Here is a 21,717-nt window from a genome sequence, read left to right as displayed (position 1 = left end):
CGCTGGCTGGTTCTCACGGTTCTCGCGCTTCGCTCCGCCAGCCGTGGGGTCGTCCATACCGTGATCCATCCTCCGGCGGCTTGATGTACGCGACCGACCGAACCGAACACCAGAGAATGCGCGGCCTCGCCATCAACGTCGGCGCGAACACGAACGAACCGGGCTTCCGGGCGCCCGTCGACGCGTACGGCCAGTTCGACTTCGTGCCGATTCCAGAATCCGAGTCCACGCGCGAGGACGCCCACGTCCCGACCTACGGCGACCTGGACGACGCCCTCGACCTCGACGTGGACGTGAGCGCCGTGGCCGACGTGCCGGTCCACCTCGACCCCGAGTTCGACGGCTACCCGTACTGCGAGGGGTACACCTACGGCGACCCGTACGGCGCGAAGGCCGGGCCCATCTCGGAGCTGGCGGCCGGCGACTTCCTGTTCTTCTACGCGACGCTCGACACCCCCGAGGAGGGGCGCCCGGACTGGCAACCGCCGCGGTGGGGCGCCTTCCTCGTCGGCCATTTCCGGCTGGCACGTGACCCGCTGGGTCCCGACGAGTTCGAGGCGGCGGGCGACCCCACGCGCGACGCGTTCGCCAACAACGCCCACGTCAAGCGCGAGACGTTCGACGCGCGGGTGCTGGTGCAGGGCGACGCCTGGGGCTCGACACTGTACGACGCGGCTGTCCCGCTCTCCTCCCGGGAGGCGGGGAGCGAGGCCAACCGCCTCGTCACGGAGCTGTCCGCGGACTCCGGGAAGGGCCCGTGGTGGCGCCGGCCGCTCCGCTACGACCACGACGGCACTCAGGAACTGCTCGACATCCACGACACGCGGGCGTGGGACCGCTGTTTCGACGGCTGACGGGCCCGTTCGAGCCGGAACGCGCTGGAAGTCGGCACGGTGGGGGCCCACCCCTGTCGGTGGCAGGTAATCGAGTTACCTCAGGGAAGTGATACGTTAAGCTCTAGCACGCCGTTAGGGTATGTGGAATCATGGCAGAATCGTCCACCGCGAGCGTCTCGTTCGGCGAGCGCTCCACCCTCGGCAAGGCCCGCTTCGTACTGTTCTACCTCGCCATCGTCGCCGCCGCCGCGATGACGCTGGCGTTCCTCACGGAACTCCTGCCGCTGCTCGTGCTCGGCTGGACCGCGGGCGTGGGCGCCGAACTCGGCATCCACCGCCTGCACATCATGGGCATCGCGCTCGTCATCGCGACCGTCCTCGTGGGCCTGTTCGTGCAGGTCTATCGCCCCCACGAGCGGGTCGCGTCGCTCTGGGGGAGCCTCGTCGTGATGACGGTCATCACGCTCGCAACCCTCGGGTTCGGCGCGGGCCGCCCGGAGGAGGTCGTCCCGTTCTTCGTGGTGACGGGCGTCGCCATCCTCACCCACCCCGCCGGGCGGGGTGTGCTCCGGCGCGGTGACTCGTTCAGCCCGGCGCTCCTGGCGCTGGCCGTCGTCGCCGCGGTCCCGCTGCTGGCGTACGTCGGGAACCAGCTCGTCCTGCAGGTGAGCGCCGACTCGCACGCCCTCAGCGGCCACTACCTGATGATGGCCGGGGCCGGCGTGGCCCCGGTCGCCCTCGCGCTGGCCGCCGGGATGGGTCTCGCGGGGTGGCGCCTCGCCGCGTGGCAGGCCGCCCTCGTCGCGGCGTACTTCGGCGCGATGTCGGTCGCCTTCCCCGCCCAGGCCAGCAGCGTGGGCATGACGGGGGGCGTCGCGGTTCTCGTCTGGGCCGTCGCCTTCGTCGCGGTCGCCGAGTTCTCGCGCGGTGCGGGCGTATCGGAGACGTTCCGCCGACGTGTCGCCGGGTCGAGCTGAGCCACGTTCGACCCGAAACGGGGGGCTCCGGTCTCCGTCCTGCAGAACCGGCCCCCGTAACCTTCCTTGGCCCGCCAGCCCCAGCCCCGCGCATGTCGGATGCTGCTCCCGATGACGGCACGACCGTCTCGCTCGCCGACGCCTTCGACCGCATCGACGAGCACTGGGCGCCGCGCCTGGCGGCCGAACTCAACGGCCAGCACGTCAAGCTCGCGAAGCTACGGGGCGCCTTCGAGTGGCACCGCCACGCCGACGCCGACGAGCTGTTCCTCGTCGTCGCGGGCGCGCTCGACATCGAGCGCCGTGACGCCCCGACGGTTCACCTCGAGGCGAACGAACTGCACGTCGTCCCGGCGGGTGTCGAACACCGACCCGTCGTCCCCGAGGAGACGGGTGTCGGCCCGGACGGCGACGAGGCGCACGTTCTCCTGTTCGAGCCCGCTGGGACGCTGAACACCGGTGAGCACGAGAGCGAGCGGACCCGCGAGGTCGAGGCGCTGTAGGTCGTTGCGGACGCGGTGGCCTCAGAAGTTCCGCTGGACGTACGCGCCGATCCGGGCCACCCGGTCGGGGTCGTACGTCCACATCGCCCGCCAGACGTTGTCGCCGGTCTCCAGCGCGACGAGGGCGACGTGGCCGTCCTCGTCCGCCGGTGGGCGGAAGACGACGAACCACGAGTGGCGGTACTCCTCGTGCGTCCCGGCGTGCGGGGTCACGGCCAGGTCCTCGTCGATGGGCTCGTCACGGACACCGTAGACGTGGGTGTCGACGCCGGAGTCGCCGAGCCAGCGGTAGACCTTGCGGGTGCCGTATTCGTCGTCGAGACGGGAGAACCGCTGGAACGAGACGTCGAACCGGCCCGTCTCCGCCCGGAGCGCCCGCCCCTCGATGAACCGCGAGATGAGCACCAGCAGCAGTTTCTCCTTGTTCGAGGCCGGGAAGCCACGGACCTCGAACTCGATCTCGTCGAGACCGATCAGCACGTCCGGCATGTTGGCCTCCTGGAGCCCGTGTGTCCCGGTCCGGTAGCGGTCGGCGTTGATGAGCAGGAAGCTGTTCTGCAGCCGCTCCATGTGACTTGTCGCGACGACCCTCCCCTCGCGGACGAGCAACACCAGGTCCTTCCCGCCCTCGGGCAGCTGGCGGTCCGAGACGCTCACCTCCTGCGTTCCGAAGGCGTCCCGCAGTAACCCCACGAGCGGTTCCGGTCCCGTCCGGTTCAGCACGATCAGCGATGTCTCCGTCTCGGGGACCTCGTCGATGAACTCGGAGAGAGAGGACGGCTGCGGGTCGTTCATGGACGGATCAAGGGGTGTCGATGGGTATGGCCGCCCTCGTCAAGTATCTGGGGACCACGTTCACCGGCCGACGACGGGAAGGAAGATGCGCCGTCCGGGAATTGAACCCGGGCTATTAGCTTGGGAAGCTAATGTCCTACCACTGGACCAACGGCGCGCTCCCGTGAACTGCTTGCTCGGTCGCCAACTTGAACGTAGCGCTTCCGCGGCTCCACACGACCCGACGAGCGTCCAGTTCCGGCGGCCGGTCACGAGCTATTAGTCGCTCGCGGCCTACGTTCCGGTGATGACAGAACCCACGGCGCTTCTGGAGGGGACGAACGTCGACCTGCTGCTCTCGGAGGCGGAACTCGAGGCGCGGCGCGAGCACCTCACGTCGTTCATCGAGGGCGTGGTCGACGATGCGGGGGCCGAGGGCGCGGTACTCGGCCTGTCGGGCGGCATCGACTCGACGCTGACGGCCCACCTCGCGGTCGAGGCGCTCGGCGAGGACGGGCTCCACGGGCTGGTCCTTCCGAGCGACGTGAACACGGAGACGAACATGACCGACGCCGAGCGCGTCGCCGAGATGCTCGACATCGAGTACGATGTCATCGACATCGAGCCCATCGTCGACGCCTTCGTCGACGCCGCGCCCGACCACGCCGCGGACGACCGGATGGCACTCGGCAACGTCCGGGTGCGGACGCGGGCGGTGCTGAACTACTTCGTCGCTAACGCCGAGTCCCGGGTAGTGCTCGGGACGGGCAACCGCTCGGAGGCGATGACGGGCTACTTCACGAAGTACGGCGACCAGGCCGTCGACTGCAACCCCATCGGCAACCTCTACAAGTGCCAGGTCCGGCAGCTGGCGAGCCACGTCGGCGTCCCCGACGAGTTCGTCGAGAAGCCCCCGAGCGCGGAGATGTGGGTGGGCCAGACCGACGAGGAGGAGATGGGCCTGGGCTACGACGAACTCGACGCCATCCTCGCGCTCCACGTCGACGGGCCGTTCTCGAAGTCCGCGACGATGCGCACCCTCGACGTGCCCGAGTCGGCCATCGACCGCGTCACGGACCTCGTCGCCGGCAGCGAACACAAGCGCCACATGCCGCCGGCGCCGGAGCCGCTGTGAGGCAGGCCTCGGCCCGCCTCGACCGCGCCGGCGCCACTCGACGGTAGCCCTTTGGGCGTCCGGACCGTCCATCCGGTATGGACGAGACGGACGACTCGCGCGACCGGGGACCCGACGCCGGGCACGAGCAACCGGCGGCGGCCCCCGAACACGACAGGACGACTGCCGACGGGAGCCGCTACGACCCCGAGACCGTCGAGTCGACGGTCCAGGACGTGGACGGGATCGAGTACGAGCAGGGTGGCGGGAACGTGGCGGGCGCGTCGCCGGGCGCCGACCTCGGGCCCGTCGAACCGGAGACGCCGACGCTGGAGGGCGCGCTGTTCGTGCTGCTCGGCGTCGTGCTCACGGTGGTCGTGCTCGCGCAACTCGTCGGCCTCTGAGGCCGGCGACCGCTCCGTCGGCCGTGGCTGCGGGCCAACCGTTATTCCGTGGCGCGTCGTAGTCCCGGTATGCTCGACGCCCTCGCGGTTGTACCCCTCCAGGGGGGGTTCGAACTCTTCGGGCTCTCGCTCTCGCTGATACTGCTACTCGCGGGTGCCGGTCTCGTCGTGCTGGAGGCGCTGGCGCCGGGCGCGCACTTCATCGTCGTCGGGGTCGCCCTGCTGACGGCCGGCCTCATCGGGACGCTGCTCGGCGGCGTGTTCGGCCCCCTGACGCCGCTGTTCCTCGCGGCGGTCGTCCTGGTGGCCGGCGCCGTCTCGCTGTACGCCTATCGGAACCTCGGCATCTACGGGGAGGCAGACGGCGGCCGGACCTCCGACTCGGGGTCGTTGCGGGGCAAGACCGCGCGCGTCACCGAGCGCGTCACCCGCGACGGGGGCGAGGTGAAGCTCGACGAGGGCGGCGGCTTCAACCCCTACTTCCAGGCCCGCTCTGTCGACGGCGCCATCGAGGTGGGGGAGGAGGTGCTGGTCGTCGACCCCGGCGGCGGGAACGTCCTCACCGTCGAGTCCATCTCCGGACTCGGCGGCGAGGATCCCATCGACCGCGAACTGGCCCGCGAGCGGGCGCGCCGGGCGGCCGAGCGCGGCGACACCGAGGAGGAGGAGGACGAGAGCGAGGGCGAGCGCGAGACGGCCTGACCGCGGCGCCCGACACCGACCTCTTTTGGGCCACGTCCACCCACTACCACCCATGAGCGAACGCGTCGTGGCGGTCGTGCAGGCCCGGATGGGGTCGACCCGGCTCCCGGGGAAGGTGATGCTCCCGCTCGCGGGCGAGCACGTCCTCACCCACGACGTGCGCCGCCTGCGGGCCGCCGAGGCCGTCGACGAGGTCGTCGTCGCCACCTCCACCGCCGGTCGTGACGACATCGTCGCGCGCTATGCCGAGCGCGCGGGCGCCGCGGTCCACCGCGGCCCGGAGGACGACGTGCTGGGCCGGATGCACGCCGCGGCGCGTGACGCCGACGCCGACGTGGTGGTCCGCGCGACCGGCGACGATCCGCTCGTGGCCCCGGCCGTCGTGAACGCGTGTGCCGAGGCGGTCCGCGCGGGTGCGGACTACGCCGGCAACACCATCGACCGGACCTTCCCGCAGGGCCTCGTGGTCGAGGCGATGTCGATGGCATCGTTCGACCGCGTGGAGGCGGCCTCCGACGAGCCACACCAGCGCGAGCACGTCACGCAGTACTACCTCGAACACCCCGACGCGTTCGAGCGCGAGCCCGTCCGCTGGGACGACGTGTACGACTGGCCGCTCCCCTGCGACCGGCGCGACGTGCGCCTCGCGCTCGACGAACCGGACGACTACGAGCTTCTGAGCGCCGTCTACGGGGGTGTCGAGCCGGACGACCGGGGCATCCTCCCCGTCCGGGACGCCATCACGTACGCGCTGGCGGAGGGGCTGACCGAGTGGAACCGGCACGTCGGGCAGACGAAGGTGCAGGGCGACGAGTAGGTCGCGCATCGAGTCGCGATCAACTTCCTGCGACGGGTACCGAGATACGAGAACAGCGTCGAGCGTTCGTCGGGAGGATCGGACGTTCGCACCGAACGGCGCCGACGGTTACTGCTTGCCCGTGATGACGAGGAACGGGCCGACGAAGATGAGCGCGATGCCGAAGAACTGGAAGTGGACCGGCTGCATGCTCGGCGTCGGCGTGAGGAGGAACAGCAGCCCGAACGCGACGGTGTTCAGGCCGGTGATCTTCCGGGACTTGAGCGGGAGGGTACCGAGGGTGGTGAGGATGAAGAGCGCGAGGATGGCCTGCCCCACGTTGTACTGGAGCAGGAAGCTGTCGATGACCTGCAACGGTGCGAACGGGAGCATCCTTGCCCCGAAGTCACGACGACGCGCACATAACAATTCCGTTCGTCGCTGACGGTAGCGCGCGTGGCGGGTCTCCGGTGCTGCTCAGTACGGGTCCGACTGCTCCCCGTCATCGGCGTGGACGTTCTCCTCGGGGTCGGTCTCGTGCCCGACGCCCGTATCGCCGACGAGGTCGAGGTGCTGCCCCCAGACCAGCCAGACGACGATGATGGTGCCGGCGTAGCCGGTGGCCCAGACGAACGTGGCGAGGGTCGGGTAGCCGGCCTGGGTCAGCGCGAAGTCCGCGAGCCCGGAGAGGGCGACGCCGACCGCGAGGACGGCCAGCAGGCGGGCCCAGCCCGGCAGCTCGATGTCGATGTCGGCGGCCGACGGAAGCGGCATACCCGGGTGTAGGGGGTAGAGTCGCGTGAACCTGACGGTCGCCAGGTGCCGGCGAGAAGGGGCCTCAGACCTCGGGCTCGGCGGCCTGCTCGACCTCGTCGGCCTCGCTGGCGAGCGCGCGGACGCGGTCGGCCAGCTCGTCGAGCCCGGCGTTGATCTCCGTGACGCGCTCGTCGATGTCGTCGGCGGGGACCGCACCCTGCTGGGTCGGGTCGATGAGCCCGTCGTTCTCCAGCATCCGCAGCGAGTAGCGCACCTTGTGCTCCGGGATGCCGGTCTCCTTCGAGACGCGCACGATGCCGATGGGGTGGTGGTCGATGACGGCCTGGAGAATCTGGAGGTCGCGGGCCTCCTTCGAGACCTGGTCCGTGAGTCGTTCGAGCATTACCCCCTGCTAACGCCTCCCGAGGCAAAAGGGTACCGGTCGATTACATTCTGGCCCATTCAGTGCCATCTGAAGACATCGTCTGTGGGGCCGCGGGTGCCCCCGTTGTCCCACCGCCCCCCGGCACGGAGTGTGCTACCTCCATCCAGCGGTGACACGACACTAAACGTTCCGACTATCAGCACGGGTCAGTGGCACGCTGGGCGGCATCCCGGGTGTCCCCGAAACGGGCTGTCGCGGCGGTGTCGCGGTGGGTGGTGAGGGGGAACGGGTGGTGCCGCGGCACGGAATCGCGGTCAGAACGCGCCGAGGAAGTGGAGTACGTCGACCAGGACGACGCCGAGGATGGCGAGAACGATGAGGACCATCATCACCTTCACCGCGAACGGGAGCTCCTCGTCGTCGTCGGCGGAGTCACTCATGGACGCGTCCTCGGTGCCCTCGCTGGTGTCGGTTGCGGTCATCGGTCGTGTGGTGGGGGGGCCGGCGTATCAACACCCCTCCGGCTCCCAGATTCTGGGAAGCCATCAGTCGTCCCCCGCCAGCGTCCGGGTCGGTGCCGACGGCCCGCCCGGGTCGGATTCGCCGGTGTGGTCGTCGCCCGACCCGCGCCTCCGCCCGTCGCTGCGCGCCTCGCTGTCGAGGACGGGGCGCGTCGAGTTGGCCACCACGAGCAGGCTGCTGGTCGCCATCGCGACCGCCGCGAGGAGCGGCGACAGCAGGCCCAGCGCCGCCGCCGGCACGGCGACGGCGTTGTAGCACAGCGCCCAGCCGAGGTTCTCCCGGACCCGGCGCCGGGTCCCCGTCGTGAGGTCGAACACGGCCGGCACCCGGTCGAGTCCGCCATCCGTGACGACGGCGTCGGCGGCGTCGGCCGCCAGTGCCGTCCCCGAGCGGAGGGCGACCCCGAGATCCGCCGCCGCGAGCGCCGGCGCGTCGTTGCTCCCGTCACCGACCATCACGACGGTCCCCCGCTTCCGGAGCCGCTCTACGGTCTCGGCCTTCCCCGCCGGCGGGACGCCGGCGAACACCTCGTCGACGGCCGGATGTGAGGCGAACGACTCGGCGGCGGCCCGGTCGTCGCCCGTGAGGACCACCACGCGGCGGCCCGCCCCGAGGGCTTCGACCGCCGCCTCCCACCCCTCGCGTGGGCGCTCGGCCGCCACCAGCGCCCCCCGGACCGCGCCGTCCCAGCCGACGTACGCGGCGATGCCGCGCTCGTCGCCGGCCTCGTAGCACGTCCGGCAGGCGTCGGGCACCGACCAGTCGCCGTCCAGGCCCTCGAACAGCGCCGCGTCGCCGACGTGGACGCGGTCCCCCTCGACGACGGCGCTGACGCCGTGTCCCGGGTGGGTGCGGAAGCCGCTGGCCGCCGGGGGCGCGTCGACCGCATCGACCACGGCGCCCGCGATGGGGTGGTCGGCCCGGCGCTCGACGGCCGCCGCCCGCCGGAGTGCCTCGTGGTCGCCCGCCCGCTCGACCAGCGACGGCTCCGACTCGGTGAGCGTCCCGGTCTTGTCCAGTACCACGGTATCGGCGTCGACGGCCGTCTCGAACACGGACGGGTCGGTCACGACGACGCCGCGGTCCAGCGCGTCCCGGACGCCGGCCGCGACCGCGAGGGGTGTCGCCAGCCCCATCGCACACGGGCAGGAGACGACCAGCACCGCCAGCCCCGTCAGGAGCGCGCCGGTCGCGGTGCCGCCGGTCAGGAGCGTCGCGCCGAACGCCAGCGCCGCCACGACGACCACCAGCGGGACGAAGACGGCCGCCACCCTGTCGGCGACTCGCTGTGCGCCCGGCGTCGCGGCCTGCACGTCCCAGAGGTGGTGGGCCAGCCGCTCGACCGTGCTGGTGCCGTCGCTCTCGACCCGGAGGGTGCCGTCGGTCACGAGTGCGCCGCCCAGCACCTCGTCGCCGGGGCCGACCCGCCGGGGGGCGGCCTCGCCGGTCACGAGCGATTCGTCGACGCCCGCGCGCCCGTCCACGACCGTCCCGTCGGTCGGGAGTCGCTCGCCCGGTTCCACGACGAGGCGGTCGCCCGTGGCCACCTCGTCGACCGGGACCGTCTCGGTGGCCGCAGCCCCACCCGCCCCGTCGCCGGCCGCCTCGCCGCCGCTTCCGTCGCTCCCTCCGTCATCGACCGCCCGCCGTGCCGTCTCGACACGCTCGGTCGTCAGGTCGGCCAGCCGGTCGGCCGCGCGCCGCCGGATGCGCCGCTCGTAGTACCCCCCGACGGTCACTGCGACGAGCACGACCACGCTCACGTCGAAGTAGACGTCGACGTCGCTGGTCAGGAGGACCGCCGTACTGTAGAGGTAGGCGGTGACGGCGGCCGTCGCCACGAGCAGGTCCATGTTCGGCCGGCCGGCCCGGAGACTCACGAGCGCCCCCCGGAGGACGGGGGCGCCTGTGTAGCCCAGCACGATGGTCGAGAACGCCCAGACGTTCCACAGGAGGTAGCCGCCCGCCGAGCCCCGGACGTCGAGCAGGAGCGCGTCGGACGGGAGCCCCAGGTAGGTCGGGTAGAGGAAGAGGACGTACCACGCCATCACCATCATCCCGAGGAAGCCGCCGACGAGGAGCCGGCCCAGCGACTCGCTGTCGTCCGTTTCGGCGCCGTCGGCCGGCCGGGCCCGGTAGCCCGGCGCGTCGAGCAGCGCGGCGACCCGCTCGTCGGCGCCGGCCCGCTCGTCGCCCCCGTCCCCGCCATCGCCACCCGCCGCCCCGAGTTCGTCGGGGTCGTACGCGACCCGGACGAGTTCGGCGGCGTAGCTGGCCTCCGCGCGGTGGACGCCGGGCGCGCCCTCGGCGCGCGATTCGAGGAACGCCTCGCAGCTGGTGCAGTGCATCCCCTCGACCCGGACGAACGCGGTCTCGGCCTCGTCCGGGACCGGCTCGCGGCGCTCGGCGCGGACGGCCTCGCGGGCGTCCCCGATGTCGGTCTCCGTCGGGGCGTCCAGCGTCCCCGCGACCGCCAGACACCCCTGGCAGCAGTACGCGCCCGGCACGTCCTCGTCCGTCACGGGTGGGTCCGGCGTCGGGAGGTCACAGAGGTCACAGCCGTCGGGCCCGTCGACGTCGACGGGCCCGGTCGGCGGGTCGCTCATCTACGCCACCCCCAGGAGCGCGAGCGGTTCGATCCCGAGGCTCCGCAGCCCCATCCGGAGCGGGAGCACGGCGAGCAGGACGAACGCCGCGCCGAGGGCGCGGTGGAGCCGTCGTTTCGTCTCCGGGCCGAGTGACCCGACCGCGAGCCCCGTCGCGAACACCATGGGGACGGTCCCGGCACCCAGCGCCGCGAGCGCCACGGCGCCCCGGACGGGTGAGGCCGTCGCCAGGGCGTAGAGGAACGCCGGGTAGAGGAGCGGACACGGCAGGAGGCCGTGGGCCGCGCCGAGGCCGACGATCCGGGGGCCGCGGGTCCACCGTTCGGCACGGGCCCGAAGCCAGGCGACGGTTCCCGAGAGCGCCGCCCCACCGGCACGGAACGGTCGGCCGAGTGCGCCCACGAACCGGCCGCCGCCGCGGTCGGCAGCGAGGTAGCCCAGTCCGAGCGCGAGCACGAACAGCCCGACCGTGATGCCGACGACCCCCCGGACGAGTCTGGCGACCGAGAGCAGGCCACCCGCGTCGACGAGGATCGCGCCGAGCGCACCGAAGCCGGCACCCAGGGCGGCGTACGAGACGGTCCGCCCGGCGTTGAACAGGAGGTGCTGGCGGATGGATGCCCACTCGGTCGCGTCGTGACCGCGAGAGCGGATGCCCTCGGCGTACGTCGAGACGAGTGGACCACACATCCCGAGACAGTGGATGCTCCCGAGTGCGCCGAGCAGGAGGAAGGCGGCGACCTCCAGGCCGCCGGCTCCGGCCTCGGGGACGAACCCGGCGAAGGGACTGGATGCCATGTGTGTGGGGGACCGCACTCGGTACTCGACCGTCGATCCGTGTCCGCCTCGCGCTCGCCCGCCGTCAGGCGTGGGTCGCCCCGTGCTCGCCGGAGCCCTCCCGCGTGACGACGTACAGCAGGCTCCCGGCGATGAGGAGCACGTTCACCGCCGCGACGGCGATGAACGGCTCCCCGCGGCTCAGGAAGAACACCGCGACCGACGGGAGTGCGAGCAGTGCCACCACCGGGGCGAGCGAGGGAGGGAGCGCGTCGAGCATTGCTACGCGCCCGTTCGGTCGCCAGCACATAAACGACCGGGTCGGTTCCAGGATCCCCGGAACAGCATATATCTTTTTAGCTGGGGCGGCCGGAGCGCACACCCGAAATGTCGAACGGAACCTCCGGACGGCGGAGCATCAGTCGGCGAGCGGTTCTTCGGGGGGCTGCCGGCGCTACAGCCACGGCCGCGGGTGCGTCGGCGCTCGCGGGCCCGGCCGCGGCCCAGGCCCAACCGTCGTTCGACGGCTGGCTCTCCGACGTCCAGAACTACAACGGCGTCATCGACCGGACCGGTCGCGAGGAGGTAACGGTCCGCGTCGGCGTCGACAACGGCGGACAGCCGTACGGGTTCGGTCCCGCGGCCATCCAGGTCGACCCCGGTACGACCGTCATCTGGGAGTGGACCGGCCAGGGCAACCAGCACAACGTCGTCGACGAGGGTGGTGCCTTCGAGTCCGAGCTGGTCGCCGAGGCGGGATTCACCTTCGAGCAGACGTTCGAGGAGGAGGGTGTGACCAAGTACTTCTGCCAGCCCCACCGCGCGCTCGGCATGAAGGGCGTCGTCGTGACCGGCGATGTCGAACTGGGTGGGGGCGGGCAGCCGTTCGAGCCGCCGGGCGGAGCCCTCGGCCTCACGTTCATGGGGCTCCTGCTGGGCGTGACCGGCCTCGCCGGCGCGATGATCCTCGGCGCGGACGGCTACCGCTCGTACGGCGCCTGGAAGGAGAAGGTGCGAGACGTCGATGGGCCGGCGGTGGAGTCGGCCCCCGCGGAGGATAGCGCCGAGCGGACCATCGGGCACGACGCGTACGACCCGAGCGGGACCGCGGCACTGCTCATCGGCTACTTCCTCATCCTGGTCGTGATGTGGATACTCATGTACTTCGTCGAGTTCCTCGGCGGCGGACCGACCATCATCGGGTGATATCAATGGAGATACACAGATACGAGAAGGCGTGGTTCGTCGCGGGGATGGTGCTCATCGTCGGGTTCATCGGGACCATCGCGTACGGGGCGGTCGGCCCGGGAATCGCGATGGTCGACGACTCCGGCGGCCAGGTCGGCGCGACCCCCATCGCCAACGGGAACTGGGATGCTGTCGACAACTTCCAGGAACCGGGCGTCTACCAGAGCGGTGAGAACAGCTACGACGTGTACATCGTGGCCCAGCGGTTCGCGTTCAACCCCGGGACGGGCGAACCGGTCCGGGTGCCGGCGGGGAGCGAGGTGACGTTCTACGTCGCCTCCGCCGACGTCATGCACGGGTTCAACATCGCCGGCACGAACGTGAACGTCATGGTGGCGCCCGGGCAGGTCTCGAAGATGACCGCCCGGTTCGACGAGCCGGCGACCTACGGGATCATCTGTCACGAGTACTGTGGCGCCGGCCACCACGACATGGCCGGGACGATGGAGGTCGTCCCGCAGTCCGAGTACGACCAGGAGCCGAGCGACGGCGAGGACCGCGAACGGCTCCGCGCCGCGCTGACGTACGGAGGTGACCGATAATGGCGACCATCACCCCTGACGAGAGCGACACCGGGACCGCGACCGACGATCAGGTCATCGACGAGGACCGCAACGCCTTCGTCGACAAGTTCCCCACCGAGGCCCGCCTGACCCGCTACACGTTCCTCGTCGCGTTCGTCGCGCTGGGCATCGGGGGACTGTTCGGCCTCATCCAGGCGCTCCACCGGACCGGTGCCTTCCGCGGGTTCGTCTCCTCGGCCGACTACTACACCATCCTCACCGGCCACGGCGTGCTGCTGGTGCTGGTGTTCACGACGTTCTTCATCAGCGGCTTCTTCAACTGGGCCATCACCCGCTCGCTCGACCGGGGGAGCGTCGACCCGCGCGTCGAGTACGGCGGCTTCGCCATGCTCCTCGTCGGGACGGTCCTCGCCGCAGTGGCCATCCTCGGCGGCCTCGTCGACAGCGTGCCGCTCTCGGCGGACGTGCTGTTCACGTTCTACCCGCCGCTGCAGGCTCACCCCGCGTTCTACATCGGCGCGGCGCTCATCGTCGTCGGCTCCTGGGTTGTCGGCCTGGGCTGGTTCCGCCGGTTCTGGGCGTGGCGCAAGACCAACGCCGACGAGCGCATCCCGCTCCAGGCGTTCATGGTCCTGACGACGATGGTGATGTGGTACGTCGCCACCATCGGCATCGCCATCGAGGTCGTCGTCTTCCTCATCCCGTGGTCGCTGGGGCTCATCTCGACGCCGGACCCCACCCTGGCCCGGACCCTGTTCTGGTTCTTCGGCCACCCGGTCGTCTACTTCTGGCTCCTGCCCGCGTACCTCGCGTGGTACACCATCATGCCGAAACTGGCGGGCGGGCGGCTGTTCAGTGATCCGCTCGCGCGTATCGTCTTCGTCCTGTTCGTCCTGCTGTCGACGCCGGTCGGCTTCCACCACCAGTACGTCGACCCCGGCATCCCCGAGGGCTTCAAGTTCGTCGCGATGACGAACACGATGTTCCTCCTGTTGCCGTCGCTGCTGACGGCGTTCACCGTCGTCGCCAGTCTGGAACACGCCGGGCGCCAGCAGGGTGGTGACGGCTACTTCGGCTGGCTGAAGACCCTGCCGTGGGGCAACCCCGCGTTCTCGGGGATGGCGCTGGCCGGCCTGATGTTCGCCGCCGGCGGCTTCTCCGGGATGATCAACGCCGGGATGAACATCAACTACCTCGTCCACAACACGCTGTGGGTGCCCGGCCACTTCCACCTCACCGTCGGCACGGCGTTCGCCCTGACGGCGATGGCCGCGAGCTTCTGGCTCGTGCCCCAGATCACCGGCAAGCGCCTCCAGCTCCGGGGCGTCGCGGCGGTCCAGCCGTACATGTGGTTCCTCGGCATGACGCTGATGTCGAACGCGATGCACCGCGCCGGCCTCATCGGCGTCCCCCGACGCACCGCGGAGCCACAGTACGAGGCCTTCAACTACGCGCAGACGGTCGGCGGCTACGGCGAGATGCGCATCCAGATCGCGCTCGGCGGCACCCTGCTGTTCGTCGCGCTCGTGATGTTCCTCGCGGTGATGTTCGCGACCATCCTCGCGGGCAAGGGCGGCGACCTCCGGGTCAACAGCGAGTTCCCCGAGCCGCTGTCTGGCGCCGAGGACGCCCCGAAGGTGCTCGACAACCTCCGCCTGTGGGCCGTCTTCGCGCTCCTGCTGGTCGTGCTGGCCTACGGCTTCCCCATCTACTCGATGATCCAGAGCGGGGCGCTCGACCCGACCATCCCCGCCGTGCCGGTGTCGGTCGCCGGCTGGTTGCCGATATGAGATAGGCGGATAATCCCCAAGTGCGTCCGGGAATCAAATTAGTTCTGAAATTTTCTATCGAAATATCATTTATATGGATTATTGCACGTTTTTTGGATATATTGTCATCAGTAACACGGGGATCTCGATTTGTGACCGTTCCGAAGCGGCGTGCTGAATGGGTGGTGCGAGTCTCGCATCCAGAGGCAGTGCGCACGGGTTGGTACCGAAGCGTGCAAACTCCATCCTCCGAACGGACCGAGACGGTCAGAATCGACCAGTGTTATTCGCGCCCTAGAGTGGACGAGAGCGCGGAAATCGGGACTATATGGGTAGCAGATTCCGCATCTGGTTTATATACTGGGCGGGTGTATCTGGGGGTGAGGTTTAGTAATGTCTACAAAACGCGTATCAGCTGACGCCGATGTCCGAGCTGCATCCGACCAGTTCTACAGTGCGCTGGAAGCGATGGCGAACGGGGATGCCAGCTCCATGCCGGAGATCTGGTCACACGAGGACGACGTGACGACCATGCACCCGATCGGTGGACGTGAGGAGGGCTGGGAGGCCGTCTCGGAGTCCTTCGCGGGGGTCGCATCGGCGAGTACCGATGGCACGGTCACCCGATCGGACCAGGTCGTCCGCGTCATCGGCGATGCTGCGTACGAACTCTGCACCGAGTCGGTGTCGTGGACGTTCGCGGGTGAACCGATGTCCCTGGAGGGCCGGACGACCAACGTCTACCGGAAGGAGAACGACGAGTGGAAGATGGTCCACCACCACGCCGATCTCCACGCCGAGTTCGCCGAGAAAGTGGCGAACATGGGTGCCTGAGCGACCGACGAACGGAGTTCCACCGTCCGATGGCCGGTCAACCCTCCCGAATAGCTATCCCGTCTTTCTATCGAGTCGTGACTGGGTCGCCACCGGGGAGCGACCGCGCTGCATCCCTCCTCTCTGTTCGGCAGGCCAGTTCCGTCGGGTGTCGAGCCTCCACCGCACCCTGCACGCGACTCCCGCCCCGGAGAAAGCTACTTGCCGGCGGCCGGTGAATGGGCCCGTATGCGATTCGTTATCGTCGGTGCGGGGCGCGTCGGGATGCGGACGGCGCGCGTGCTCCGCGAGGAGGGCCACGACGTGGTCATCGTCGAGCCGGACCGGACGAAGGTCGAGCGCCTCCGCGAGGAGGGGTTCGCGGTCGTCGAGGGCGACGGCTCGCGGGAGGAGCTCCTGCTGGATCTCGATCTCGAGGAGATCGACGGGCTCGCGGCCCTGACGCCGGACCTCGTCGTGAACTTCACCGCCTGCATGATCGCGAAGGACTACGGCTGCCGGACGGTGCTGCGGGCCGACGACGACTACCGCGAGTACGTCATCCGGAAGTACGCCAGCGACGTCGACGAGGTGGTCTACCCCGAGCGGCTGGGCGCCGTCCTGGCGAAGAACGCCCTGCTGGGCGGGAACATCCGCGCCATCGCCGACGTGGCCCAGGAGGTCCAGCTCGTCGAGCTGACGGTCACGGAGGAGTCGCCGATGCGGGGGTACACCCTCTCGGAGCTGGAGATGCCCGCGAACTCGCGGCTGCTCGCGTTCGGGAAGGCCGGGAGCCCGGTGGAGATCCCCGAGCCCGACCAGTCGCTGGAGGAGGGCGACCGGCTCGTCGTCATCGCCGGGTTCGACGTCCTGGGTGACGTCCGTCAGCTCATCGTCGGCGGCGAGGACGCCCAGCAGGTCGCGGCCGCGGCTGCCGGAGGTGAGTGAGGATGGTCCGCGCCTACGTGATGGTGAAGGCCCACACCGGCGAGGCCGACCGGCTCCTGCGGGAGATCGAGGCCATCGACGGCGTCGTCGACGCCACCGTCGTCGCGGGCGACGTGGACCTCATCGCGAAACTGGACGTGCCGTCGCCGGCCGAGGTCAAGACCGTCGCCGCCGACCGCATCCAGAACATCGACGGGGTCGAGGACACGCAGACCTACGTCGCGATGGGCTGACCGGGGCCGGGAAGCGACTCCGCCGGACGGGGTCCTGGCGCGCGTAGCGACCGTCGCGGACGGGGTCCGGCGCCACCCGTGACCGTCACGCCTATGCGCGACGACCCGTTCCCCGCGTGTATGAACCGCCGCCTTGCGGTCCCCGCGGTCGTCCTCCTCCTCGCGGTGGCGCTGCTCGTCGGGCAGGCCGCCACCGCGCCCGCGCCCGGTGGCGGCGCCCCGGCCACCCCCGACGCCCCGGCGGGTGGCGAGGGTGCCTACCCCGGCGAGACGCTCATCGCCGTCCAGGTGTACGGCTGGTTCACCGAGGACAACGGACAGGCCATCACCGTCGACCGGAACGGCACGCGGACCTGGACGTACGACCCGCCACACTCGTACGTGTTCGACGCCGAGGCCCTCGACAACGGGAACGTGCAGGTCGCGTTCGGGCAGAACCCGCTCGCCGAGAACGTCCGGTGCCCGGACGAGTACTACAGCGGCGAGCGCCCGGCCGGCAAGAACGGCTGCATCTACAACCGCGTCGTCGAGGTGAACCCCGAGACCAACGAGATCGTCTGGGAGCACTCCTGGTACGACGCCTACCCGACCCACCACGAGGTCCACGACGCCGACCGGCTGCCGAACGGTGAGACGGTCATCATCGACATGGGGAACAACCGCGTGTTCACCGTCGACCGCTCGGGGCAGATCACGTGGTCGTGGTACGCGGAGAACCACCTCTCCGAGGGCACCGAGTTCTGGAACGAGTACGTCGCGCCGCTCCCCGAGGAGGAACGGGAGGAGTTCCGCAAGCAGGGCCCGGAGAGCGACTGGACGCACATGAACGACGTCGACCGCCTGGAGAACGGCAACTTCCAGCTCTCGATCCGCAACTTCGACACGACCATCGAGATCGAGCGCCCGTCCGGCGACATCGTCGACGTCATCGGCGCGCCCACGCGCCACGAGGTGATGAACGAGCAGCACAACCCCAACCGGCTGGAGCGCCACGACACCCTGCTGATCGCGGATTCGGAGAACGACCGGGTCGTCGAGGTCCACACGAGCAACGGCTCCGTCGTCTGGGAGTACGACGGCACCGGCTCGGGCGAGAAGCTGGCGTGGCCGCGCGACGCCGACCGCCTCCCCAACGGGAACACGCTCGTCACGGACTCGCGGAACTTCCGGGTGCTGGAGGTGGGGCCGAACGGGAGCGTCGTCTGGTCGCACTCGCTGGCCGACCGCAAGGGCATCGTCTACGAGGCCGACCGCCTCGGGCCCGGCGACGACCCGATGCCCGAGGAACCCGACGACGTGCCCGCGGGCGGCGACCTGCAGAGCCGCTCGACGGGTGGAGTCGGTGACAGTATCGCGACCGTCGAGTCCTGGCTCGGCTTCGTCTTCCCGCCCTGGGTCGGCCTCGCCGAGCTCCTGACCGGCCTTGTCGGCCTCGTCGCCGGCGTGGCGCTCCTCTGGGAGGGCTACCGGGACGGCTGGTTCGCTGACGTGGCCTGAGCGGCACCGAAAACCGTTTGTTCCCGGCGTGTGCCGAGCAATCAGAGATGCCCTCCAGCGACGACAGCGACGACGGCACCGCCCCGCTCACGACGAACGCGCCGACTCGACGAGCGTTCCTCGCGAGCGGGGCGGCCGCCGCGACGGTCGGCCTCGCCGGCTGCTCGTTCGGGACCGGTCCGCTGGAGACCGAGCGCTCGACGAACGTCTACAGCATCCCCGCCGGGACCGCCATCGATGTCTCGAACGCGAACGGCGACGTCGTGGTCGAGCCGATGCCGGAGGGCGACGACGTGGAGGTCGGCATCCTGAAGCGCACCCGCGGGGGCCGCGACCGCTTCGACCGCGTCTCGGTCCTCTCGGGAGTGGACGACGGCACGCTCGAACTCGAGACAGACTACGAGGGCGCCCTGGCACCGGGCCGCGTCTCGGTCGACCTCACGGTCCGGGTTCCGGAGGGGCACCCGCTCGTGGCCGCCCGCACCGGGAACGGCGACGTGACCGCGACCGACGTGGCCGGCGACGCGGACCTCGGATCGGGCAACGGTGATGTCATCGCGGAGAACGTGGACGGCTACGTCGACCTGGAGACCGCCAACGGCGACACCGAGGCGACCGGGACGACCGGGCTGACCGGCGCCCGGAGCGCCAACGGCGACGTGGCGGTCGAGGTGTTCGCCCTCCGCGAGGCCGTCTCCTGCTCGTCGGGCAACGGCGACGTCGATGTCGGCGTCCCGGCCGACCTGTCGGCCGACGTGACGCTCTCGGTCGGGAACGGTGACCTCGTGGTGGAGGGTGTCGACCTCGAGAACCGGTCGGGCGGCGGTGACCGCATCACCGGCCAGCTGAACGGCGGCGGCCCCGAACTCTCCTGCGAGGTCGGGAACGGGGACGTGCGACTGTACGGGCTGGACACCTAGGGACGTGGCGATGACGGTCAGTCGTCGTCGGCGTCGGCGGTTGCGTCGGGGCGGTCCGGCGGCTGCAGGTCCCGCCCGAACTCGTCGAACTGCTCCAGGTCGTCGGGCAGCTCGTAGTCGATGCGGCGCTCGTCCTTCCCGCGGTCGTGGTCCTCCTCGACGGGCCGAGCGACGGACTCCCAGCCGGGCTTGACCTTCACACTCTTGGCGGGCGTCCCGACGGCGATGTGGTGGGCGGGGATGTCGTCCTGGACGACGGCGCGGGAGCCGACGACGGCGTTCTCGCCGACCCGGCAGCCGGCCTGGACGACCGCGTCGTAGGTGAGCCGGACGTCGTCCTCGACGACGGTGTGGTAGTTGGTCACCTCGGTCTGGTCGACGATGTCGTGGTCGTGGCTGTAGATGTGGACCCCATCGGAGATGGAGACGCGGTCACCGACCGTGAGCTTCCCGCGGTCGTCGAGGTGGACGTCGTCGTGGACCACGACGTTGTCGCCGACCTCGATGTTGTGGCCGTAGGTCATCGAGATGCCCTTGAAGAAGCGACAGTTCTCCCCGCAGTCGGCGAACAGGTGCTTCGCCAGCATCCGGCGGAAGCGGAGCGCGAACTCCACGTTGTCGGCCATCGGCGTGGCGTCGAACTGGCGCCAGAGCCACTGGAGGTACTTCGACTCCTGGAAGGCGTCCTCGTCCTTCTCGGCGTAGTACTCGGATTCGAGCGTGGCGTTGCAGGGGTCGTATCCCTGGAGCCGGACGCGCTCGGCGGGCGAGACGTCCTCGCCGGCCTGCCAGCGGTCGTAGGCGTCGCGGTCGCCGAACAGGTCGACGAGCGTCTCCGTGACGACCTCGCAGGTGTCCTCCTCGGGGTCGCCGAGCCGCCGGTCCACGTCCTCGAGGAACGCCTGCAGGCCCTCCTCGGCCTCCACCGGCAGGCGGACGTGACGTTTGGTCATACCCGCGGGGTAGTCGGGCCGGCGGCATAGGGGTTGCCGTTACGTCGATGTTACCGCCCCGCAGCGATTCGGCGGGTACGATGCGTGTCCCTGAAGTGTCCGTCCGGGGCTAGGGGCACCCGTATGTCGCCCTCCGACGATACCGACACCGACCGTGACCCGACCGCGGGGATCGCCGACGGCGATCTCGGCAGAACCCTCCTGACGTACGGGCTGCTCGTCGGACTCCTGCTCGCGAGTGGTCTCTACTACGCGTTCGTCGTATAATCCGGCCGCCCTACCCCCCGTCGGCTCGCCCCATCCCCGATCCCGCGACACCCCAGGTCCGTCCCCCGTCGTCACCCCGGGGCCGTCACTCCCGGTCCGCCGGAACGACCGCATCCGCTAAGTGCGACCACGCCCGAACAGGGCGTATGAACCATCGAGAACTCGGTGACTCGGGTGTCGAGGTCAGCGAGGTCGGCTTCGGCGCGTGGGTCGTCGGCACGGACTGGTGGGGCGACCGAACCGAGGACCAGGCCGTCGAGATGGTCCAGCACGCGCTGGACCGGGGCATCACCTACTTCGACACGAGCGACGTCTACGGCCACGGCGACTCCGAGGAACTGCTCGGGCGCGCGCTCGCCGAGCACCGCGACGAGGTCGTCCTCGGGACGAAGGTCGGCTACGACTTCTACAACAACCCGCAGGCCGGCCACGGCGAACTCCCGAAGGACCTCTCCGTCGACTACCTCGACGAGGCGTTCGAGAAGAGCCTCGACCGGCTCGGCACGGACCACGTCGAACTGCTCCAGCTGCACAACGCCAACGCCGACGAGGTCGACGCGGACGTGCTGGCGTGGCTCGACGAGCAGCGCGAGCAGGGCCGCGTCGAGGCGGTCGGCTGGGCGCTCGGGCCGTCCATCGGCTGGCTCGCCGAGGGTGACGCGGCGGTCGCTCACGAGTTCGACGTCGTCCAGACCGTCTTCAACATGTTCGAGCAGACGCCCGGCCGGCACTTCATCGAGACCATCCGCGCCGAGAACGCCGCGACGAGCGTCATGGCCCGGGTCCCGCACTCCTCGGGCCTGCTCAACGAGCAGGTCACCCCGGAGACGGAGCTCGACGAGGGCGACCACCGCGGCCACCGCCCGACCGCGTGGTACGAGGCCGGGTGGGAGAAGATCGAGAACGTCCGGTTCCTCGAACGGGACGGGGCACGGACGCTCGGCCAGGCCGCCATCCAGTGGCTCCTCTCGTTCGACGAGATGGCCACCGTCACGCCGACGTTCCGCACCGAGGCGGACATCGACGAGTGGGCCGCCGCACCCGACACGCCCGCGCTGGACGAGGCGGAACTGGAGCGCGTCGAGGAACTGTACGCGGAGAACTTCGGCGCCACGCAGGACGACGGCATGGACGCTGCCGACCTGCGGACGAGCGTCGGCGGCGAGGACCTGCGCGATGCCGGCGTGCTGTCGAGCGCGGCCGGGGACTGACCGGCGCCGAACGGTATCGGCAGCTACCGGCGGCTGGCAACCTGGGGACCATGTTCCGCCTGAATCATCCGTCCCGAACAGCGACGGGTGATCGCCTGGAGGGCCAGTCGAACCCGAGGAGGCCAGGTACCCTTACTCCACCTACTGGTATCATGGCGAACGCCTCGCTCCGTGCGAGAGTT

Annotated in this window: 26 protein-coding genes and 1 tRNA gene; 17 read left to right on the top strand and 10 right to left on the bottom strand. The window is 70.2% G+C overall.

Going from position 1 to position 21,717, the window contains the following annotated elements; translation table 11 throughout:
• Positions 1–116: 116 nt before the first annotated feature.
• The 3 genes from P2T62_RS19220 (at position 117) to P2T62_RS19210 (ending at position 2,316) form a co-directional block, all read left to right on the top strand.
• Positions 117–854: an Nmad3 family putative nucleotide modification protein gene (locus P2T62_RS19220; RefSeq protein WP_276258631.1), complete on the top strand. Its 738-nt coding sequence runs from the start codon at positions 117–119 to the stop codon at positions 852–854.
• Positions 855–985: 131 nt separating this feature from the next.
• Positions 986–1,813 (top strand): hypothetical protein, encoded by an 828-nt coding sequence (locus P2T62_RS19215; protein WP_276258630.1) that lies wholly within the window; start codon positions 986–988, stop codon positions 1,811–1,813.
• Positions 1,814–1,905: 92 nt separating this feature from the next.
• The gene (locus tag P2T62_RS19210; RefSeq protein ID WP_276258629.1) at positions 1,906–2,316 is read left to right on the top strand and encodes a cupin domain-containing protein; all 411 of its coding nucleotides are present in this window, start codon (positions 1,906–1,908) and stop codon (positions 2,314–2,316) included.
• 21 nt (positions 2,317–2,337) lie between these two features.
• Here P2T62_RS19210 and P2T62_RS19205 read toward each other — a convergent pair whose 3' ends face one another.
• The gene (locus tag P2T62_RS19205; RefSeq protein WP_276258628.1) at positions 2,338–3,111 is read right to left on the bottom strand and encodes a histidine kinase; all 774 of its coding nucleotides are present in this window, start codon (positions 3,109–3,111) and stop codon (positions 2,338–2,340) included.
• A gap of 86 nt (positions 3,112–3,197) precedes the next feature.
• Positions 3,198–3,268 (bottom strand) — tRNA-Gly (locus P2T62_RS19200).
• Between the two features lie 129 nt (positions 3,269–3,397).
• Here P2T62_RS19200 and P2T62_RS19195 point away from each other — a divergent pair.
• The 4 genes from P2T62_RS19195 to P2T62_RS19180 all read left to right on the top strand — a co-directional run bounded on the left by P2T62_RS19195 (position 3,398) and on the right by P2T62_RS19180 (position 6,127).
• Entirely contained in the window at positions 3,398–4,225 is an 828-nt protein-coding gene (locus tag P2T62_RS19195) for an NAD+ synthase (RefSeq protein ID WP_276258627.1), read from the top strand.
• A 77-nt stretch (positions 4,226–4,302) separates the two neighbouring features.
• Positions 4,303–4,608: a DUF7312 domain-containing protein gene (locus P2T62_RS19190; protein WP_276258626.1), complete on the top strand. Its 306-nt coding sequence runs from the start codon at positions 4,303–4,305 to the stop codon at positions 4,606–4,608.
• A 69-nt stretch (positions 4,609–4,677) separates the two neighbouring features.
• The gene (locus P2T62_RS19185; protein ID WP_276258625.1) at positions 4,678–5,310 is read left to right on the top strand and encodes an NfeD family protein; all 633 of its coding nucleotides are present in this window, start codon (positions 4,678–4,680) and stop codon (positions 5,308–5,310) included.
• Positions 5,311–5,362: 52 nt separating this feature from the next.
• Complete coding sequence (locus tag P2T62_RS19180; protein ID WP_276258624.1) at positions 5,363–6,127, top strand: cytidylyltransferase domain-containing protein; 765 nt, start codon at positions 5,363–5,365, stop codon at positions 6,125–6,127.
• 108 nt (positions 6,128–6,235) lie between these two features.
• Here P2T62_RS19180 and P2T62_RS19175 read toward each other — a convergent pair whose 3' ends face one another.
• The 7 genes from P2T62_RS19175 to P2T62_RS19145 form a co-directional block, all read right to left on the bottom strand.
• The gene (locus P2T62_RS19175; RefSeq protein WP_276258623.1) at positions 6,236–6,499 is read right to left on the bottom strand and encodes a DUF8006 family protein; all 264 of its coding nucleotides are present in this window, start codon (positions 6,497–6,499) and stop codon (positions 6,236–6,238) included.
• 84 nt (positions 6,500–6,583) lie between these two features.
• Entirely contained in the window at positions 6,584–6,880 is a 297-nt protein-coding gene (locus P2T62_RS19170; protein WP_276258622.1) for a DUF7996 family protein, read from the bottom strand.
• Between the two features lie 64 nt (positions 6,881–6,944).
• Positions 6,945–7,265, bottom strand: coding sequence for a winged helix-turn-helix transcriptional regulator (locus P2T62_RS19165; RefSeq protein ID WP_276258621.1), 321 nt, complete (start codon positions 7,263–7,265; stop codon positions 6,945–6,947).
• A gap of 296 nt (positions 7,266–7,561) precedes the next feature.
• The gene (locus P2T62_RS19160) at positions 7,562–7,729 is read right to left on the bottom strand and encodes a hypothetical protein (RefSeq protein ID WP_276258620.1); all 168 of its coding nucleotides are present in this window, start codon (positions 7,727–7,729) and stop codon (positions 7,562–7,564) included.
• A gap of 63 nt (positions 7,730–7,792) precedes the next feature.
• Positions 7,793–10,375: a heavy metal translocating P-type ATPase gene (locus P2T62_RS19155; RefSeq protein ID WP_276258619.1), complete on the bottom strand. Its 2,583-nt coding sequence runs from the start codon at positions 10,373–10,375 to the stop codon at positions 7,793–7,795.
• On the bottom strand, positions 10,376–11,173 hold the full coding sequence (locus tag P2T62_RS19150; protein WP_276258618.1) for a sulfite exporter TauE/SafE family protein: 798 nt from the start codon (positions 11,171–11,173) through the stop codon (positions 10,376–10,378). It abuts the gene before it with no gap.
• Positions 11,174–11,237: 64 nt separating this feature from the next.
• Positions 11,238–11,432, bottom strand: coding sequence for a DUF8131 family protein (locus tag P2T62_RS19145; RefSeq protein ID WP_276258617.1), 195 nt, complete (start codon positions 11,430–11,432; stop codon positions 11,238–11,240).
• Between the two features lie 107 nt (positions 11,433–11,539).
• Here P2T62_RS19145 and P2T62_RS19140 point away from each other — a divergent pair, with 107 nt between their 5' ends.
• The 8 genes from P2T62_RS19140 to P2T62_RS19105 all read left to right on the top strand — a co-directional run bounded on the left by P2T62_RS19140 (position 11,540) and on the right by P2T62_RS19105 (position 19,104).
• Positions 11,540–12,358: a halocyanin domain-containing protein gene (locus P2T62_RS19140; RefSeq protein ID WP_276258616.1), complete on the top strand. Its 819-nt coding sequence runs from the start codon at positions 11,540–11,542 to the stop codon at positions 12,356–12,358.
• Positions 12,359–12,363: 5 nt separating this feature from the next.
• Complete coding sequence (locus P2T62_RS19135; RefSeq protein ID WP_276258615.1) at positions 12,364–12,942, top strand: cytochrome c oxidase subunit II; 579 nt, start codon at positions 12,364–12,366, stop codon at positions 12,940–12,942.
• Complete coding sequence (locus P2T62_RS19130) at positions 12,942–14,714, top strand: b(o/a)3-type cytochrome-c oxidase subunit 1 (protein ID WP_276258614.1); 1,773 nt, start codon at positions 12,942–12,944, stop codon at positions 14,712–14,714. The genes P2T62_RS19135 and P2T62_RS19130 overlap by 1 nt, the downstream gene beginning before the upstream one ends.
• A 372-nt stretch (positions 14,715–15,086) precedes the next feature.
• Positions 15,087–15,527, top strand: coding sequence for a YybH family protein (locus tag P2T62_RS19125; RefSeq protein WP_276258613.1), 441 nt, complete (start codon positions 15,087–15,089; stop codon positions 15,525–15,527).
• Between the two features lie 228 nt (positions 15,528–15,755).
• Complete coding sequence (locus P2T62_RS19120; protein WP_276258612.1) at positions 15,756–16,454, top strand: potassium channel family protein; 699 nt, start codon at positions 15,756–15,758, stop codon at positions 16,452–16,454.
• A gap of 2 nt (positions 16,455–16,456) precedes the next feature.
• Positions 16,457–16,687, top strand: a complete 231-nt coding sequence (locus P2T62_RS19115) for an Lrp/AsnC family transcriptional regulator (protein ID WP_276258611.1) — start codon at positions 16,457–16,459, stop codon at positions 16,685–16,687.
• Positions 16,688–16,807: 120 nt separating this feature from the next.
• Complete coding sequence (locus P2T62_RS19110; RefSeq protein WP_276258610.1) at positions 16,808–18,184, top strand: aryl-sulfate sulfotransferase; 1,377 nt, start codon at positions 16,808–16,810, stop codon at positions 18,182–18,184.
• Positions 18,185–18,231: 47 nt separating this feature from the next.
• Entirely contained in the window at positions 18,232–19,104 is an 873-nt protein-coding gene (locus P2T62_RS19105; protein ID WP_276258609.1) for a DUF4097 family beta strand repeat-containing protein, read from the top strand.
• Between the two features lie 17 nt (positions 19,105–19,121).
• Here the strand turns inward: P2T62_RS19105 and P2T62_RS19100 are convergent, their stop codons facing one another.
• Entirely contained in the window at positions 19,122–20,057 is a 936-nt protein-coding gene (locus P2T62_RS19100) for an acyltransferase (protein ID WP_276258608.1), read from the bottom strand.
• A 123-nt stretch (positions 20,058–20,180) separates the two neighbouring features.
• Between P2T62_RS19100 and P2T62_RS19095 the strand changes: the two genes are divergently transcribed.
• Complete coding sequence (locus tag P2T62_RS19095; protein ID WP_276258607.1) at positions 20,181–20,324, top strand: hypothetical protein; 144 nt, start codon at positions 20,181–20,183, stop codon at positions 20,322–20,324.
• A 146-nt stretch (positions 20,325–20,470) separates the two neighbouring features.
• Positions 20,471–21,535: an aldo/keto reductase gene (locus P2T62_RS19090; RefSeq protein WP_276258606.1), complete on the top strand. Its 1,065-nt coding sequence runs from the start codon at positions 20,471–20,473 to the stop codon at positions 21,533–21,535.
• Positions 21,536–21,717: the final 182 nt, after the last annotated feature.

The organism is Haloglomus litoreum, from assembly GCF_029338515.1.
GTDB classification, from domain to species: Archaea; Halobacteriota; Halobacteria; order Halobacteriales; family Haloarculaceae; genus Haloglomus; species Haloglomus litoreum.
This window is presented reverse-complemented; position numbering and strand designations above follow the sequence as displayed.